Here is a 15,260-nt window from a genome sequence, read left to right as displayed (position 1 = left end):
GTTTTAAAATATTGTAGCATTTGTGTGACAAAGGGACTATAATAAGAGGTAAGAAACGCGAAGTAAATTCGCAGAAGGGGGTTTATGTAATGATTAGCTTTTTTGTGTGTCTTGCAATCTTAATTCTCGGCTACTTCATTTACGGCGGCTATGTCGAGAGTTGTTTCCGTCCTCCTATCGATGACAGAAAGACTCCGGCATACAGACTGGAAGATGGTGTCGACTATGTTCCGATGGGAACGGGCCGTGTCTTCTTGATCCAGCTGCTGAACATCGCTGGACTGGGCCCGATCTTCGGTGCTTTGGCCGGTGCTATGTGGGGACCTGCTGTGTTCCTTTGGATTACCTTTGGTACGGTTTTTGCAGGCGGTGTCCACGACTTTATTTCTGGGTTGCTGTCTGAAAGAAATGATGGTGCCTCCATTTCCGAAATCGTAGGGAAGTACCTCGGCGATACCATGAGACATATCATGCGTGGATTCTCCGTTATCCTCCTGATCCTCGTCGGTGTTGCTTTCACGACGGGCCCTGCTGGCCTTCTGACCAAGATCACGACCCAGAGCTTCAACTTCTGGCTGGTTGTCCTGTTGATCTACTACTTCATTGCAACCTTCCTGCCGATTGATAAGGTCATCGGTAAGCTCTATCCGTTCTTTGGTTTCTGCTTGATCTTTATGGCTGTTGGTGTTGGGACCATGCTCTTTGCGAAGGGATATACCATTCCTGAAATCAGCTTCACTAACATGCATCCGAAAGGAACCCCGATTTGGCCGATCATGTTCATCACCGTTGCTTGCGGTGCTATCTCTGGCTTCCATTCTACCCAGTCTCCGCTGATGGCTCGCTGCATCAAGAGTGAACGTGAATGCCATAAGATTTTCTATGGTGCCATGGTTTGCGAAGGCATCATTGCCCTGATTTGGGCTGCTGCTGGTACGACCTTCTATGATGGTACGCAGGGCCTTGCCAAGGCTTTTGTTACCTATAAGGGCGCTGGCGGTGTTGTTTATGATATCTGCTCCGGCCTGATGGGTACGGTTGGTACAATCATTGCCATGATCGGTGTAATTGCTTGCCCTGTATCCTCTGCCGATACGGCTTTCCGTTCTGCCCGCTACACCATTTGCGACTGGTTCAAGATTGACCAGCACACGGTAGCAAGCCGTCTGAAACTTTCCATTCCTATCATTGCTGTCGGTGGGATCCTGACCCAGGTTGACGTGACCATCCTTTGGAGATACTTCTCCTGGACGAACCAAACCTTGGCTGTCTTCGTTCTCTGGGCTGGTGCCATGTACCTCCTGGCTAACAAGGGCAACTATGTGATTGCTTTGGTTCCAGGTACATTCATGAGCGCTGTATCCTGCACGTACATCCTCATGGCTAAGGAAGGCCTTGGCCTTTCGACCAGCATTGCTTATCCTGCTGGTATTGCTGTGGCTGTCATTGCAAACATCCTCTTCTGGAAGCGCGCAAAGAAAGTTGAACGCGGTGAAATCGACCTGGCTGATAAACCGGTTGAAGGCTGATTGAAATCGTAGGATCACTTGGAAGGCATTGCCTTCCAAGTGATTTTTTCATGTCAAAGGACCGGTACGGAACATATTGTTCCGTACCGGTCCTTTGATAGTTTCAGGGAATTGAACCTGTTATTTGACTTCGTGGATCCAGCCTTTGGGACCTTCAATTTCGCCCATCTGGATTCCGCGAAGGGTCTTATAGAGTTTGGTTAAGACAGGGCCCATTTCATCCATGCCGCTTTTGATATTGATGACCTTGCCATGATCGACAACGCGGCCGACAGGGCAGATGACAGCCGCAGTACCACAGAGGCCAGCTTCTGCAAAATCAGCCACTTCCGAGAAGGCTACGGGCCGATGTTCCACCTTCATGCCAAGCATATCTTCCGCAATGGTAATCAGGCTGCGGCGCGTGATGGACGGCAGGATGGAGTCAGATTTAGGTGTGACAAGGGTACCGTCTTTTGTGACAAAAAGGAAGTTAGCACCGCCCGTTTCCTCGACATAAGTGCGAGTAGCCGGATCAAGGTACATGTTTTCGTCAAAGCCTTTAGCATGGGCGGTCATATAAGCATGAAGACTCATGGCGTAGTTCAGGCCAGCTTTGATATGGCCTGTCCCACGAGGGGCTGCACGGTCAAAGTCGGAAACACAAATGGTGATTGGCTTGACTCCATTTTTGAAATAGTTGCCTACAGGGGTGCCAAACAAACGGAACTGATATTCATCGGCTGGCTTGACCCCGATGACGGAACCGGTTGCAAAAAGGTAGGGCCGCAGGTAAAGGGCTCCGCCTGATTCAAAGGGAGGAATCCAATCCTTGTTGGCACGCACGACTTCATCGACAGCTTCCATGAACATGGCTTCCGGAACAGGAGGCATTTCAATACGTTTTGCTGAATCTACCATGCGTTTTGCGTTCTGGTCCGGACGGAACGTAACGGTTCTGCCATCCTTGGTCTTGTAGGCCTTCAGTCCTTCAAAGACCTGCTGGCAATATTGAAGGATTCCAGCGCATTCGTTAAGGGGAACGGTGGGATCATCTGTCAGAGCACCTGGACCCCATTTCCCATCTTTATAGGTCGCTACATACCGTTTGGAAATTGGCATATAACCAAAACCCAAGCTGGACCAATCAAGTGATACCTTTGTCATAAGTCATTCAGATCCTTTCCAGTAACTTGTAACTTAATTGAATAAGTACCCGAATATAATAGCCATAATGTTATAATTTGTCAATTATTTAAAGACATATGGATGATTTTGTGTTCTAAAAACGATATAAATGACTTAATCTTTACACTATCCACAAATAAAGGACGAATGCTTTTCTGTATATAATGGGAAGAGACAATTCATCCCAAACAAAAATAAATGTCCGATTTCGCATTTTTGACACATATTTTTCATTTAGCTTTCATTTTCTGGGCAGTAAAATAAATAGAACAATCAGTGTTTCACTGGTTTTCATGAGCTAAATCAATGAGAGGGAAAGAAGGAATCTGGAATGAAGAAAAAGTCTTTGGTCATGACGGTTGCCGCTCTTGCCGCCTTTACTTCCATTGCAAGCGCAGCTCCCGCAACGAGTTGGGAACAGGGCCAATGGCAAGTTGATTTGGGGGCATCTGATCCCAAAGCAAAATTTGATGGACTGGAAAGCGATACGAAATGGAACTTTAATGGTGGTCTTGGCTACGCCCTTTCTGATAAATGGGCCTTGCGTTATGATTATCATGGGCTAAAGACCGAAGCTGGCGATTTCAAGACGGCCGGCGATGAAAATGAAGTCAACTTGATGTACAGCCTGGGACGGAACGCCGCCCTTTTTGCAGGCTGGGCCCGCATCAACAATGATTTCGATGGCAGCGTGGCACGAGGCACCTATGGGATTGACAGCTCTGACAGTGTTGTGAACAATGTGGCCCAGTTTGGTGCCATTGTGAAGGCTGACCTTGCTAAGAACCTCGCTCTGTACGCAGAAGGCGCTTTGGGAACGAAGAAGACTTCTATGTGGGAAGCGGGTCTTAGTTATACCATTGCCAAGGATTGGGATCTGAATGCTGGGTATCGTTACCTTGACACCAAGCTGGATGATGATAACAATATCAAATACAGAGGTTTCTTGGTCGGCCTGACCTATCGTTTTGGCGGGCATAAGGCAGAAGCTGCTCCTGTCGTGGAAGAACCGGCTCCTGTTGTGGAAGAACCGGTCCAAGAACCGGCCCATGTCTACAATGACTACTATCTGGACAGCATTCATTTTGCCTCTGATGATGATCAGCCACTTCCTTCTGAACGGGACAAGATGGACCATCTTGTCCAGGTTGCCAAGGATCATCCGGATTCTACGTTCAAACTGGTTGGGAATACGGATTCTGATGCTTCTGATGCCTACAATGAAGATCTTTCCAAGCGCCGTGTTGACCATGTCGCCCAGTACGTCTCCAATAATGGGGTTTCTAGCGATCGTCTGAAACTCAACTACAAGGGTGAAAAGGATCCGGTTGCTTCCAATGCGACGGAACAGGGCAAAGCCGATAACCGTCGTGTGGATGTGTGGGAACATAAATAATTTTATGCGGATCCAAATCCGTAAACGCGCCTCAGGAATTATTCCTGGGGCGTTTTTTGCTGCTATTTTTGTTCCATATGCTTCTGTCCTTAAAAGAAGGACGAAGAGACAAGTAATACCGGGAATATTCCTGTAAAGAATAGAACAATATTACATATAATGTGGAATGTTGCAAAATTTATGTAATAAATTTATTTACAAATAAGAAAAAAGTGGTATAGTAAAGGACATCTCAAACTTTGTATTCGGTATACAATATAGAGTCTATTTTATAAGGAAGAAGGTTCTTAGCATGGCAAGTTGTTTTCATCCGGTGACGCCGGAACTGCTCGATGATCTTAAAAAAGTGGTGGGGGAGAAATATGTTCGTTACGACGAAGATACTCTGGATCAGTACCAAACCGACGAGGAAGGCAATCCTCATTTTTTCAAAAAGCCAGAAGTCGTCGTTTTCCCTGGCTCTACAGAGGAAGTTGCATCCATTGTCAAACTTGCCAACCAATACCTTGTCCCCATTACGCCGCGGGCTGCAGGTTCCGGCGTGGCCTGTGGCGCCATTCCTATCTACCATGGCATGGTTGTAGAACTGGAACGGATGAACAAGATCCTGGAACTGAATGCAAATGCTATGTACGCGGTCGTACAGACGGGCGTCTATTGCGCCCAGCTGCAGGAAGAAGCTAAAAAACATGGCCTGCTCTATGCAGCTGATCCCTCTTCTGCATCTTCCAGCCAGGTCGGCGGCAATGTTGCAAACAATGCAGGCGGCAACAAGGCTGTCAAGTACGGGACGACGCGCAACCAGATCTATGCCCTCAAAGTGGTGACGCCGACAGGAGATATCGTTGATGTTGGGGCACGGCTGCAAAAATGCTCGACTGGCCTTGCTTTGGAACAGCTTTTTGCTGGTTCCGAGGGAACGCTCGGCATCATTACGGAAATTACGGTCAAGCTGCGTCCCCTGCCGCCATACAGTTTCAATATGGTCTGTGTATTCAAGACGGATGAAGAAGCCTTTGCCCTGCCCAATAAGATCCTTAAAGCCGGGGTTGATCCGACAAGCCTTGAATATATGGATAACGAGGCCATTATCATGACGGAAAAGTACCTTGATATGCACTTTCCTCATGCAGATGAAGGGGCCTGCTATGTTATCGTGACCGTTGAGACCTTTACGGAAGATGAACTTGACCGGAAGATGGAGCTGCTGTGTGATCTTGCCGAAGAAAATGGATCCATCGATGAATTTGAAGCTGACGAACGCATCTGGAAACTGCGTAAGGAATTTGCCGAAGCGGCCAGGGCCATTGATAAGATGTTCCAGACCGAGGACTTTGTGGTTCCTCTCGACAAAATTGGCGATATGACCAAACAAATTCCGGAACTGCGGGAAAAATACGGTCTTTATTGCGTAACCGTTGCCCATATCGGTGATGGCAACATCCATGTCCTGCCCCTTAATAAATATGGCCTGACACCGGATGAATGGTTTGAAAAGATCAAGGCTTTCCATGCCGATCTCTTCCCACGCGTCTATGCCCTGGGAGGAAAGATGAGCGGCGAGCATGGGGTCGGTTATAAGAAGCTGGAAGAGTTTGCCCGCAATACGCCGGAAGGGGAAGTGAAGATCATCAAGGCCATCAAACGGGCCCTTGATCCCAATAACATCATGAACCCTGGGAAACTGGTTGATATGAATGGCGACTTTATTGCTTAGGAAAAGGAAGAGGAACCACGGAGCAAAGCTCCGCGGTTCCTCTTTCTTTCGTTATTTCTTTGTTGGCGCAACTTCAATGAAACTTAGGTCGCTGCGGGAATCATGGCTTCCTGTCATCTCTCCCGAGACAGGATCGATGATGATGGCATTGACGTCGCCCATATACGGTTTAACGGTCAGGTGATAGCCCCGTGCCACGAGGTCTTTCTTTTGGGCCTCAGTCAGTCCGTTTTCCGGTTCCAGACGAATTTCATCAGGCTGCCACTGCATGTGGAAGCGCGGTGCCGAAACAGCTTCGTTGACAGGCATCTTATGGTCAATGACATTCGAAATGACTTGAAGAACAGTTGTAATGATGCGGCTTCCACCCGGACTTCCGACAACCATGAAAATCTTACCATCCTTGGAAATGATGGAAGGGCTCATGGAACTTAAGGGCCGTTTATAGGGGGCAATGGCATTGGCATCACCGCCAATGACGCCGTACATATTAGGTACGCCTGGTTTTGCCGAAAAATCATCCATTTCATCGTTGAGGAGGAATCCGGCCCCTTCAACGGCAACCCCACTGCCGTACCAGTCATTAATGGTGTATGTGACGGAAACGGCGTTGCCAAAACGGTCTGCAACGGAGTAATGCGTGGTCTGTGTGCCTTCCTTCAGGGGGATAAGACCTGGCTTTACAAGATCACTGGGTGTGGCTTTTTTTTCATCGATACTTTCATAAAGCCGCTTGGCGTAAGCTTTATCGGTGAGTTCCTTCAAAGGTACTTTTACAAAGTCAGGATCACCAAAATATTCACTGCGGTCAGCATAAGCGCGCCGCATGGCTTCGGCCATGATATGGATGGTTTCAGGCGTTTGGAATCCACTCTTTTCGATGTCCGCATTTTCCATGATGTTCAGGATTTCCGCGATAATGGGCCCGCCGGAAGAGGGTGGGGCCATGGAAATGATCTTGTATCCCCGATACGTGGTCTCACTTGGCTTCCGCCAGACCGGTTTATATTGGGCCAGATCAGCGGCTGTAATGAGGCCGCCATTTTTCTTCATATCCTTGACAATGAGTTTGGCTGTTTTGCCCGTATAGAAATCTCTCGGGTCATCGGCAATGCGGCGCAGGACTTTTCCCAGGTCCTTTTGGACAAAGATTTCTCCTTCTTGATAGAGACTGCCGTCCTTGTGGAGAAAATAGTTGCGGGAGGCTTTGTAAGGCGTGAAGCGTTCCGTCCCAACATCTTTCAGGGTTCCTGCCATATTCCGGGAAACGGCAAATCCTTTTTCTGCCATTTCGATGGATGGTTCCATGAGTTCCTTTAGACTCTTGGTGCCATATTTGTTCAGCATTTCAGTCATCCCGGCAACCGTGCCCGGTACGCCAACGGAAAGATAGCCCAGACGGCTCTTATTACTGTCTACATTGCCTTTTTCATCAAGGTACATATCCTTTGTAGCCTTTCCAGGGGCTGTTTCCCGGAAATCAAGGGCAATGTCCTCTCCATCCTTCGTATGGATGACTGCAAATCCGCCGCCGCCAATATTGCCTGCATTCGGATGACAGACAGCTAGGGCATAGCCTACAGCGACAGCGGCATCGACGGCATTGCCGCCCCGATCAAGGACATCCTGCCCAATCCGATCGGCAAGGGCTTGGGAGGAAACAACCATTCCTTTTCCTTTGCTGGTGACTAGGGGATTGGCCGGTGCCGTAAAAGCTGTCGTTGGACCCAAGAGTGAAAGTGCCATTGCCACGGCAGCAAGGGCTTTCTTTTTCGCTTTTGCCTTTGACCAAGTAATCATACAAACCTCCTTTTGGAAAAGAATCGGGAAAAGCTTCGATAAATCCATTATAGGGGACAAGATGGAAGGAGACAACAAACGGGAAAAAGCAAAAAACTCCTTATGGAAAGATGTATGAAAAGATACAGTGCGGCAGGGGAAAAGGACGCTGCAAGGGGTATGTTTTTCTTCCGGACCATACTATAATGGAAGAGCAGGATAGAGAAAGGAGTCGATCCTTATGGAATCTCAAGAAGTAGAAGAAAAAATCAAAACCCTTGCTAAGTGGGTGGGGGAAAGTCAAAACATTGTCTTTTTTGGCGGAGCTGGGGTTTCGACGGAAAGTGGGATCCCCGACTTTCGCAGTATCGATGGCCTTTATCACCAAAAGTATGATTTTCCGCCGGAAACGATTTTGAGCCATACGTTTTTTGAAGCGCATCCCGACGAATTCTATCGCTTCTATCATGATAAGATGCTCTGCCTTGATGCCAAACCAAACGCAGCCCACAAGAAATTGACCCAGTGGGAACGGGACGGTCGTCTAAAGGCTGTCATTACCCAGAATATCGATGGTCTGCATCAGGCGGCAGGCAGTCGGAATGTCCTTGAACTGCATGGCAGTGTACACCGTAATTACTGTCAAAAATGCCACAAATTTTTTGACGCTGCCTATATGAGAGCCCATGTCGGCATTCCTCGTTGCGACACCTGCGGCGGCGTCATCAAACCTGATGTGGTCCTTTATGAGGAAGGCCTTGATAGGGAAACCTTGGAGCGGGCGGTTTCCTACATCCGCCAGGCTGATATACTGATTGTAGGCGGTACGAGCCTTGTGGTCTATCCGGCAGCCGGCCTTATCCGATATTATCAAGGTAAGAAACTGGTCCTCATCAATAAAGGGACAACCGCCTACGATCAGGATGCCCAACTTGTCATTTCAGCAGCCATCGGAAAAGTCATGGAACAATTGCCTTGAAAAGATGATTTTTTCACGCAATTTGTGATATAATGGCCTAAAATGTCCTTTTGATTTGGGGGGTAATGTCGATGTTAGATTTGAAGTTTGTTCGGGAAAATCTAGATAAAGTGGCCGAGGCCATGAAGAACCGTCACACAGAAGTGGATCTTGATGCGTTCAGGAAGCTTGACCAAGAGCGCCGTGACCTGCTCCAGGAAGTGGAAGCGGATAAGAGCATGCGCAATAGCGTCAGTGCTGAAATCAGCAAGATGAAGAAAAATGGTGAAGACGCTTCGGAGAAGATCCTTTCCATGCGTACCCTTGGAGATAAGATTGCTGAAACGGACAAGAAACTCAAGGAAGTGGAACAGGGACTGCGTGACATCATGCTGACAATCCCCAATATGCCTGATGCCAGTGTTCCCGTTGGCAAGGATGATACGGAAAACCCGGAAGTCCGTAAATGGGGTGAACCGACGCACTTTGATTTTGAACCCAAGGCCCATTGGGATCTTGGGGAAGACCTGGGCATCCTCGATTCCAATCGGGCAGCCAAGGTTTCGGGCGGTCGTTTCTATTATTATCTGGGCCTGGGGGCCCGTCTGGAACGTGCGGTCTATAACTTCATGCTTGATCAGCACACCCAAAAAGACGGCTATACGGAAGTCATCCCGCCCTATATCGTCAATCGGGAGACCATGACCGGTACAGGTCAACTCCCAAAATTTCACGAAGATATGTATCGCCTTGAAGGGATGGAGATGTATCTTATCCCGACGGCGGAGGTTCCCTTGACGAACTACTACCGTGATGAAATTATTGACGGCGCCAAACTGCCGATTTATTTGACGGCCTTTACCCCCTGCTTCCGTGCAGAAGCCGGGAGCGCCGGACGTGACACGCGCGGCTTGATCCGCCAGCACCAGTTCCATAAGGTGGAGATGGTGAAATTCACTAAACCGGAAGATTCCTTTGATGAGTTGGAAAAGCTGACCCATGATGCCGAAGGGATTCTTCAGGCCCTTGGACTGCCATACCATGTGGTTTGCCTCTGCACGGGTGACCTTGGGTTCTCGGCCACCAAATGCTATGACATCGAAGTCTGGTTCCCCGCACAGAACAAGTACCGTGAAATCTCTTCCTGCTCCAACTGTGTAGATTTCCAAGCGCGTCGTGCCAATATTCGGTTCCGCCGTGACAGCAAATCCAAACCGGAGTTTGTCCACACCCTCAATGGGTCCGGCCTTGCTGTTGGACGTACGGTGGCCGCTATTCTTGAAAACTATCAGCAGGCAGACGGCAGTATCGTGGTCCCTGAAGTCTTGAGACCGTACATGGGCTGCGATGTCATTGCTAAACCCTAAGTCGGATGAAATGAATGGGATTCCTTTGAGGAAAGGAATCCCATTTTTGCTTTTTGTTGGGATAATTTGCTTGTTTTAGCTCTTAATAAGAAAGAGGCGTCCGTGAATATTTATTCATGGACGCCTCTTTCTTATTAAGAGAAAAAAGAAGAGTATAGCTCTGCTTCAATGAAAAAAGGAGTATAGGGGTGTATGCAAAAGACGTTATCAAGTTGTAAAAGATGGTACAGATTTAAAAATATTCATAAGCCCTTTTTCTCCTAAAGAGCTTTGGCTCCGTATGGAGCCGTATGAGGCCGTAAGAGATAGTATGAGGGAGTAAATAGAATAATTGCTTTTATTCATTTAATTTATAGGACTATCCAGCGATTTTCATATTTTTTCTTCAATCTCCTCAAATCTCCTTCAATTTCCTCTATTTTCCTCTTGTCTTTTCTGTGCTCTGTAGTATAATTAACAGCGAACTAAAATATGCGTCGCTGACGCCAGAGGGGGATGGATAGATGAACGAACAAGCTTTTTTTCAATTGAGTCAAGATGCAGTCAGCCGGTTAGCTGAAAGATACGGCACTCCTTTGCTGGTGCTTTCCTTGGAACAGATTGAAAAAAATTATGACATCCTGCGGACCCATATCCCGCAGATGAGAATCCATTACGCAATGAAGGCCAATCCGGATTTGAGAATCCTGGAGACCATGATTGATAAAAACGCTGATTTTGACGTTGCAAGTGACGGGGAAATCCGTACCTTGGCAAGCCTTGGTGTTCCGGGGGAAAAGATGATCTATGCCAATCCCATCAAGACGGAAGCTGGCCTCAAGGCCTGCGTCGATGCTGGTGTAACGCGTATGACCTTTGACAGTGAATCGGAAATCTGCAAAATTGCCAAATGGGTACCCCATGCGACCGTGCTTCTGCGCTTGCGCATTGATAATCCCAAGGCCCATGTGGACCTTAACAAGAAATTTGGCGCGCCGCGGGAAAAGGCCCTGTCCCTTATGAGACTGGCACGGCAGGCTGGCCTTGACATGGCTGGAATTGCCTTCCATGTCGGCAGTCAGGTTACAACGGCCGATTCTTATCTCCACGCCTTTGATGTTGTCCATGAACTCTTGGAAGAAGCAAAAAATGAGGGGTTTGACCTTCCCATCATGGATATTGGTGGCGGGTTCCCCATTCCGGAAACGGGTGTCCATTACAACTTGACGGCTATCTTGGATCAGATAGCAGCCCGCTTGCGGGAAGACTTTTCCGATAAGATCATTTGGAGTGAACCCGGCCGCTATATGGCTGGCACGGCTCAAAATCTTATTACCAAGGTCATTGGCGTCAATGAACGCAATGGTCAGGTCTGGTATTTCCTCGATGATGGTATTTATGGGACCTTCTCCGGCGTAATCTTCGATCAGTGGGACTACAAGCTTATCAGCTTCAAGGAAGGGGAGAAGATCCCGGCAACCTTTGCTGGCCCGAGCTGTGATTCCTTGGATATTATGTTCCGCGGCAAGATGACCGAACCCCTTGAAGTGGATGACTTGCTCCTTGTTCCTGTCTGCGGTGCCTATACATCGGCTTCAGCAACGACCTTCAATGGGTTCAAAAAGGCCCGTATGGTTATTTGGGAGGATGTACGGGATGAACTTGGCTTGGGAAATGAGCAGCTTTCCCTTGCTGTATAACCTTTGAACCGCAACCGGTCTCCTGCGGGGGGCCGGTTTTTTGCGCCTTGTTTTGAAAAACATGGTATAATGACGCATGGAAAGGATGGATTTCTATGAGAAAATTACTGCGCCCCTTCCTTTTTCTTGTTTGCACCCTGGCTCTTTTGGCAGCTGGATGCGGGAAAAAAGCGGCAGCGCCTAAGATTGAGCCGGTCCAGTATCCGGGCTGGATTGAAGTCAAATTGGATCCGGATGCCCGGTTTTCGGTTCCTTCCGTTTTTTTTGAGGAAACGGAAGCAATTCGGAAAAAGATGGAAGCTGAAGAAACAGATCCCTATGTAAAGGCCCTCCTTGAAAAGGATCGGGCCCAATATTCCAAAAAAGGAAGCATCGTCCTTGTGACAACAGATCAAGGAGCGGCTTTCCTTGAGGCCGGAAACCATGCGGCGCGAATTACGTTTCAAACCGTGGGAAGTCCTATGAAGCTTCCTCGGTATGGACAGAATCTAGGTATGGATGAAAAGGCCCTCCAGGAATTTGGCACAGCCACCATGGACGGCATAAAATTCAGTGATGGAAAGGGCCTTCCAGATGGGTATACTGTCACTTACAGTAACTGGAGCCCAATGAAGACGGAAATCATAAACGGTGTGGAACATCTTTTTACGGCCTACGATAAGACCATCCTACAGGAAGGCGTTCCCCTTGTGACGGTCCACACCCTGCGCTGGACCTTCCTCAATAATGACCGCATCCATATCTTGACGGCCTCCTATCCTAAGGAGGAGGAAGCCTATTGGAATGATGACGGGCGGAAACTTAGGAACATTGTGAGAACCCTTGCCATAATACCGTCGAAGTCGGCGGCGAAAGATAGTTTTCTTGATAAGGTCAAGGCCCTCCTTCCATAAGAAATCGTCCTTTTCTGATAAAGAACAAAGACCGCTGCATGAAGAGCAGCGGTCTTTTTGGATGGAAAAAAGAATCACTCAGCCAGAACGGTTTCCCTCATCTTCTCCTTGCGAGGGGATCCATAGAGCTTTTTCCCAATAAAAGCAATCAGATAACAGCAAACGGTATAGATGATGCCAAATTTCAGCATATCCATGGCTGTTCCTTTAACGAGGATAGCATACATGATGGGTGTGCTTACAAGCTCAATGACCTGCCGGATGGCGTAGGATAGGGAGTAGTCCGTCATAACAGGGGAGTCAAAATTGGGATCGCAGATTTTAAGCAGCGTGGCACCTGTCATCATGACGCCGGTATTGATGCCAAAACTGAGGATGCCCCGTTCAAAAGGATAGCTGTCAGGAAGGAAATATTGGAACATCTTGATGGTCGTATAGTAGACCAGAACAAAGCCCGCCGCAGAAATGACAAGGATGGGGAGAATATAATCCAAGACGGCGCGAATCGGCATGCTGGCGATGGCAGCGATAATGGAGAAGTCAGCAAAAATGCCGCAAATATGGTTCTTTATTTTAACGTCAATCATCCATTCCAAATGCAGTTTTTGAATGCCATAGTTGACGGCATACATGAGAAGCAGGGCATAGGGCCAAACAGGTACGTCCTGAAGTCCGATGATCTGATATTTGACAAATAGGCCGCGCAGATAATAAGCTAGTCCGCAGTCGGCAAGGATAATGGCAAGGTGAACGGTCAATGGTTCAATGGCAGCACTTTGGGTGGTCTCCCGTCCCATTTGTCCCTGCTTGTTTATTTCCTTTGTAAATCCATAGGTATCTTCTGTCGGGAGAGAGGCGGATCCTTTCAAAAAGGCCGTTTCCCCTTTTGCGGCAGCGCGGTTGATAATCATGACGCCTAGCAGGATCCCGCCAAGCAGGCCAATCGTGGCAAAGGTGGTAAGAACGCCTTGGGACAGTTCCCAGTAGCTGGCGCCTCCTTCCATGAGCAGACTCCCAATGGCCCCGGCCATACCGTGACCGCCGTTAAAGCCCTGACAGATTTCGTAGCCGAATTGGTTGTAGAATTCTAGACCGGGAATAAAGGCCATAAAAAGTAGGGGAAGTCCGACGCCTAGGATAATCTGAAAGCCAAAGGCTCCGCTTGCAATGCCGCTCACAATAGCAATCTTAGCGGCTTCTTTGCGGTTTTCTTGAGGATCGAGCCGTTTTTTCTTGACGAAGTTTCCCAAGGGAATCCCGGCAAACATGGGAACGACGAGAATCCCTGCAAGCAGGGACCACGTCTTGTTCCATTCAGGGGATATGGGGGAATAGCCTGTAAGACCAAGGACTTCAGGCCCTAAAAGAAGTCCGAGGAATCCGCCGATGACAGACGCGGGAACCAGGAAACGTCTGAATAGGGAAATCTTGGCTCGAAGATAGAGTCCGATAAGGAGCAGAACACCTAGGAAAGCAGTACTCTTGAGAAGTTCTTGCAGGATCTTGCTGGTCATGAAAAGGCCTCCTTTGATATAAAATACAGAATTATCAATTATATCGTATCAATAATTTACTACTTTGTCTATGATTTGTTTTTGTGTAATGGACGCAATATAAAATAAAGGCGAATTTACTATTCCATTCAAGTTAGACGGAGAATAAGGCTGCTTGTTACAAAAAAAGGTTATCATCAGCACAGTGTCCATGTTACAGGGAGTTTTTAAGAATTTTGATGTATAGGCATCTTTTGTAATGGAAAAAGTGCGATGAATGATGCAATTATCAGAATTATAGGGATAATTCGTTGCCATAGCGATTCAAATTATATATAATGAGTGTGTTCCTTAGTCAAGTGCTGGGGAAAAAGGAGGAATTCCATATGACGGAAATGCTGAAGATTGGTTTTGTAGGGACGGGCATCATGGGAAAATCCATGCTTTGTAACCTTGGAAAAAAGGGCTATGAAATGCATGCCTATGCTCGGCACCCTGAGAAGATTGCGGACCTTGAATCCGAAGGGGTTGCCCTTCATGAAACGCTTGCTGACTGCGTCAAAGCGGTCGATGTCATGATTTCCATTGTCGGTTTTCCTAAAGATGTGGAAGCGGTCTATTTCGGAGAAGGGGGCATCTTTAATAGTGCCCACCACGGACAATATATCATTGATATGACTACGACAAGTCCAACCCTTGCAAAAAAACTCTGCAAAAAAGGAACTGCCATTGGCCTTCATGTCCTCGATGCACCGGTTACAGGTGGGGATACGGGCGCTAAAAACGCAACCCTTTCCATCCTTGTCGGTGGTGAAAAAGAGGATTTTCAGGCCATGCGCCCTGTCTTTGAGGGGATGGGAACCAACATCAACTACATGGGACCGGCTGGTTCCGGTCAGCATGCCAAGATGGCCAACCAGATCATGATTGCCGGCACCATGAGCGGCATTTGTGAAGCCCTGAACTATGCAAAAAAGGAGGGCCTTGATCTGGATACTCTTTTAGCTGCCGTGTCCACCGGGGCGGCGGGCAGTGCTCAGCTCAATGCTTTTGGAAGCAAGATGGTCCATGGTGATTTCGCACCGGGTTTTTTCCTGAAACACTTCATCAAAGATATGAATCTCGCCGATGAAGAAGCGAGCAAGATGGGCCTTGCCCTGCCCGTTCTCAAACAGGTCCTTGCGGAATACCGGACCCTCGAGGCAAAAGGAATGGGGGATTTAGGAACGCAGGCGCTTTTTACCTACTACGCTGACAAAGAAAAATAAATCGAGGCGGGATG

At 48.0% G+C, this 15,260-nt stretch carries 11 protein-coding genes; 8 read left to right on the top strand and 3 right to left on the bottom strand.

From position 1 onward, the window contains the following. The first annotated feature begins 89 nt into the window (after nt 1–89). On the top strand, nt 90–1,529 hold the full coding sequence (locus DW817_RS02150; RefSeq protein WP_009015060.1) for a carbon starvation protein A: 1,440 nt from the start codon (nt 90–92) through the stop codon (nt 1,527–1,529). A 120-nt stretch (nt 1,530–1,649) separates the two neighbouring features. On the opposite strand, the gene DW817_RS02145 is transcribed toward DW817_RS02150, so the two are convergent. After that, nucleotides 1,650–2,675 (bottom strand): branched-chain amino acid aminotransferase, encoded by a 1,026-nt coding sequence (locus DW817_RS02145; RefSeq protein ID WP_120110794.1) that lies wholly within the window; start codon nt 2,673–2,675, stop codon nt 1,650–1,652. Between the two features lie 352 nt (nt 2,676–3,027). On the opposite strand from DW817_RS02145, the gene DW817_RS02140 reads away from it, so the two are divergent. Together DW817_RS02140 and DW817_RS02135 are read left to right on the top strand one after the other, a co-directional pair. Further along, the gene (locus DW817_RS02140) at nt 3,028–4,092 is read left to right on the top strand and encodes an OmpA family protein (RefSeq protein WP_009015058.1); all 1,065 of its coding nucleotides are present in this window, start codon (nt 3,028–3,030) and stop codon (nt 4,090–4,092) included. Between the two features lie 292 nt (nt 4,093–4,384). After that, nucleotides 4,385–5,809, top strand: a complete 1,425-nt coding sequence (locus tag DW817_RS02135) for an FAD-binding oxidoreductase (RefSeq protein ID WP_120110790.1) — start codon at nt 4,385–4,387, stop codon at nt 5,807–5,809. Between the two features lie 51 nt (nt 5,810–5,860). Here the strand turns inward: DW817_RS02135 and ggt are convergent, their stop codons facing one another. Then, a complete protein-coding gene (gene ggt / locus DW817_RS02130; protein ID WP_120110786.1) occupies nt 5,861–7,609 on the bottom strand; it encodes a gamma-glutamyltransferase in 1,749 nt (582 codons plus the stop codon). A gap of 220 nt (nt 7,610–7,829) precedes the next feature. Between ggt and DW817_RS02125 the strand changes: the two genes are divergently transcribed. From DW817_RS02125 to DW817_RS02110, 4 genes are all read left to right on the top strand, one after another. Beyond that, a complete protein-coding gene (locus DW817_RS02125) occupies nt 7,830–8,567 on the top strand; it encodes an NAD-dependent protein deacylase (protein WP_009015055.1) in 738 nt (245 codons plus the stop codon). A gap of 71 nt (nt 8,568–8,638) precedes the next feature. Then, nucleotides 8,639–9,913 (top strand): serine--tRNA ligase, encoded by a 1,275-nt coding sequence (serS, locus tag DW817_RS02120; RefSeq protein ID WP_009015054.1) that lies wholly within the window; start codon nt 8,639–8,641, stop codon nt 9,911–9,913. A 503-nt stretch (nt 9,914–10,416) separates the two neighbouring features. Continuing rightward, nucleotides 10,417–11,592 carry a type III PLP-dependent enzyme gene (locus DW817_RS02115; protein WP_009015053.1) on the top strand — a complete coding sequence of 392 codons (1,176 nt, stop codon included), beginning with the start codon at nt 10,417–10,419 and terminating at the stop codon, nt 11,590–11,592. A 95-nt stretch (nt 11,593–11,687) separates the two neighbouring features. Next, nucleotides 11,688–12,485 carry a hypothetical protein gene (locus DW817_RS02110; RefSeq protein ID WP_009015052.1) on the top strand — a complete coding sequence of 266 codons (798 nt, stop codon included), beginning with the start codon at nt 11,688–11,690 and terminating at the stop codon, nt 12,483–12,485. 74 nt (nt 12,486–12,559) lie between these two features. Here the strand turns inward: DW817_RS02110 and DW817_RS02105 are convergent, their stop codons facing one another. Continuing rightward, nucleotides 12,560–13,999: a sodium/glutamate symporter gene (locus DW817_RS02105; RefSeq protein WP_014128066.1), complete on the bottom strand. Its 1,440-nt coding sequence runs from the start codon at nt 13,997–13,999 to the stop codon at nt 12,560–12,562. 365 nt (nt 14,000–14,364) lie between these two features. Here DW817_RS02105 and DW817_RS02100 point away from each other — a divergent pair, with 365 nt between their 5' ends. Further along, the gene (locus DW817_RS02100; protein ID WP_009015050.1) at nt 14,365–15,246 is read left to right on the top strand and encodes an NAD(P)-dependent oxidoreductase; all 882 of its coding nucleotides are present in this window, start codon (nt 14,365–14,367) and stop codon (nt 15,244–15,246) included. Nucleotides 15,247–15,260: the final 14 nt, after the last annotated feature.

The sequence above is a fragment of the Acidaminococcus sp. AM33-14BH genome (genome assembly GCF_003603525.1).
Classification (GTDB): Bacteria; Bacillota; Negativicutes; order Acidaminococcales; family Acidaminococcaceae; genus Acidaminococcus; species Acidaminococcus intestini.
This window is presented reverse-complemented; position numbering and strand designations above follow the sequence as displayed.

Coding starts and splice junctions, on each gene's coding strand:
- DW817_RS02150 (WP_009015060.1), top strand. CDS start 90: ATGATTAGCTTTTTTGTGTGTCTTGCAATCTTAATTCTCGGCTACTTC.
- DW817_RS02140 (WP_009015058.1), top strand. CDS start 3,028: ATGAAGAAAAAGTCTTTGGTCATGACGGTTGCCGCTCTTGCCGCCTTT.
- DW817_RS02125 (WP_009015055.1), top strand. CDS start 7,830: ATGGAATCTCAAGAAGTAGAAGAAAAAATCAAAACCCTTGCTAAGTGG.
- DW817_RS02100 (WP_009015050.1), top strand. CDS start 14,365: ATGACGGAAATGCTGAAGATTGGTTTTGTAGGGACGGGCATCATGGGA.
- DW817_RS02115 (WP_009015053.1), top strand. CDS start 10,417: ATGAACGAACAAGCTTTTTTTCAATTGAGTCAAGATGCAGTCAGCCGG.
- DW817_RS02145 (WP_120110794.1), bottom strand. CDS start 2,675: ATGACAAAGGTATCACTTGATTGGTCCAGCTTGGGTTTTGGTTATATG.
- serS (WP_009015054.1), top strand. CDS start 8,639: ATGTTAGATTTGAAGTTTGTTCGGGAAAATCTAGATAAAGTGGCCGAG.
- ggt (WP_120110786.1), bottom strand. CDS start 7,609: ATGATTACTTGGTCAAAGGCAAAAGCGAAAAAGAAAGCCCTTGCTGCC.
- DW817_RS02105 (WP_014128066.1), bottom strand. CDS start 13,999: ATGACCAGCAAGATCCTGCAAGAACTTCTCAAGAGTACTGCTTTCCTA.
- DW817_RS02110 (WP_009015052.1), top strand. CDS start 11,688: ATGAGAAAATTACTGCGCCCCTTCCTTTTTCTTGTTTGCACCCTGGCT.
- DW817_RS02135 (WP_120110790.1), top strand. CDS start 4,385: ATGGCAAGTTGTTTTCATCCGGTGACGCCGGAACTGCTCGATGATCTT.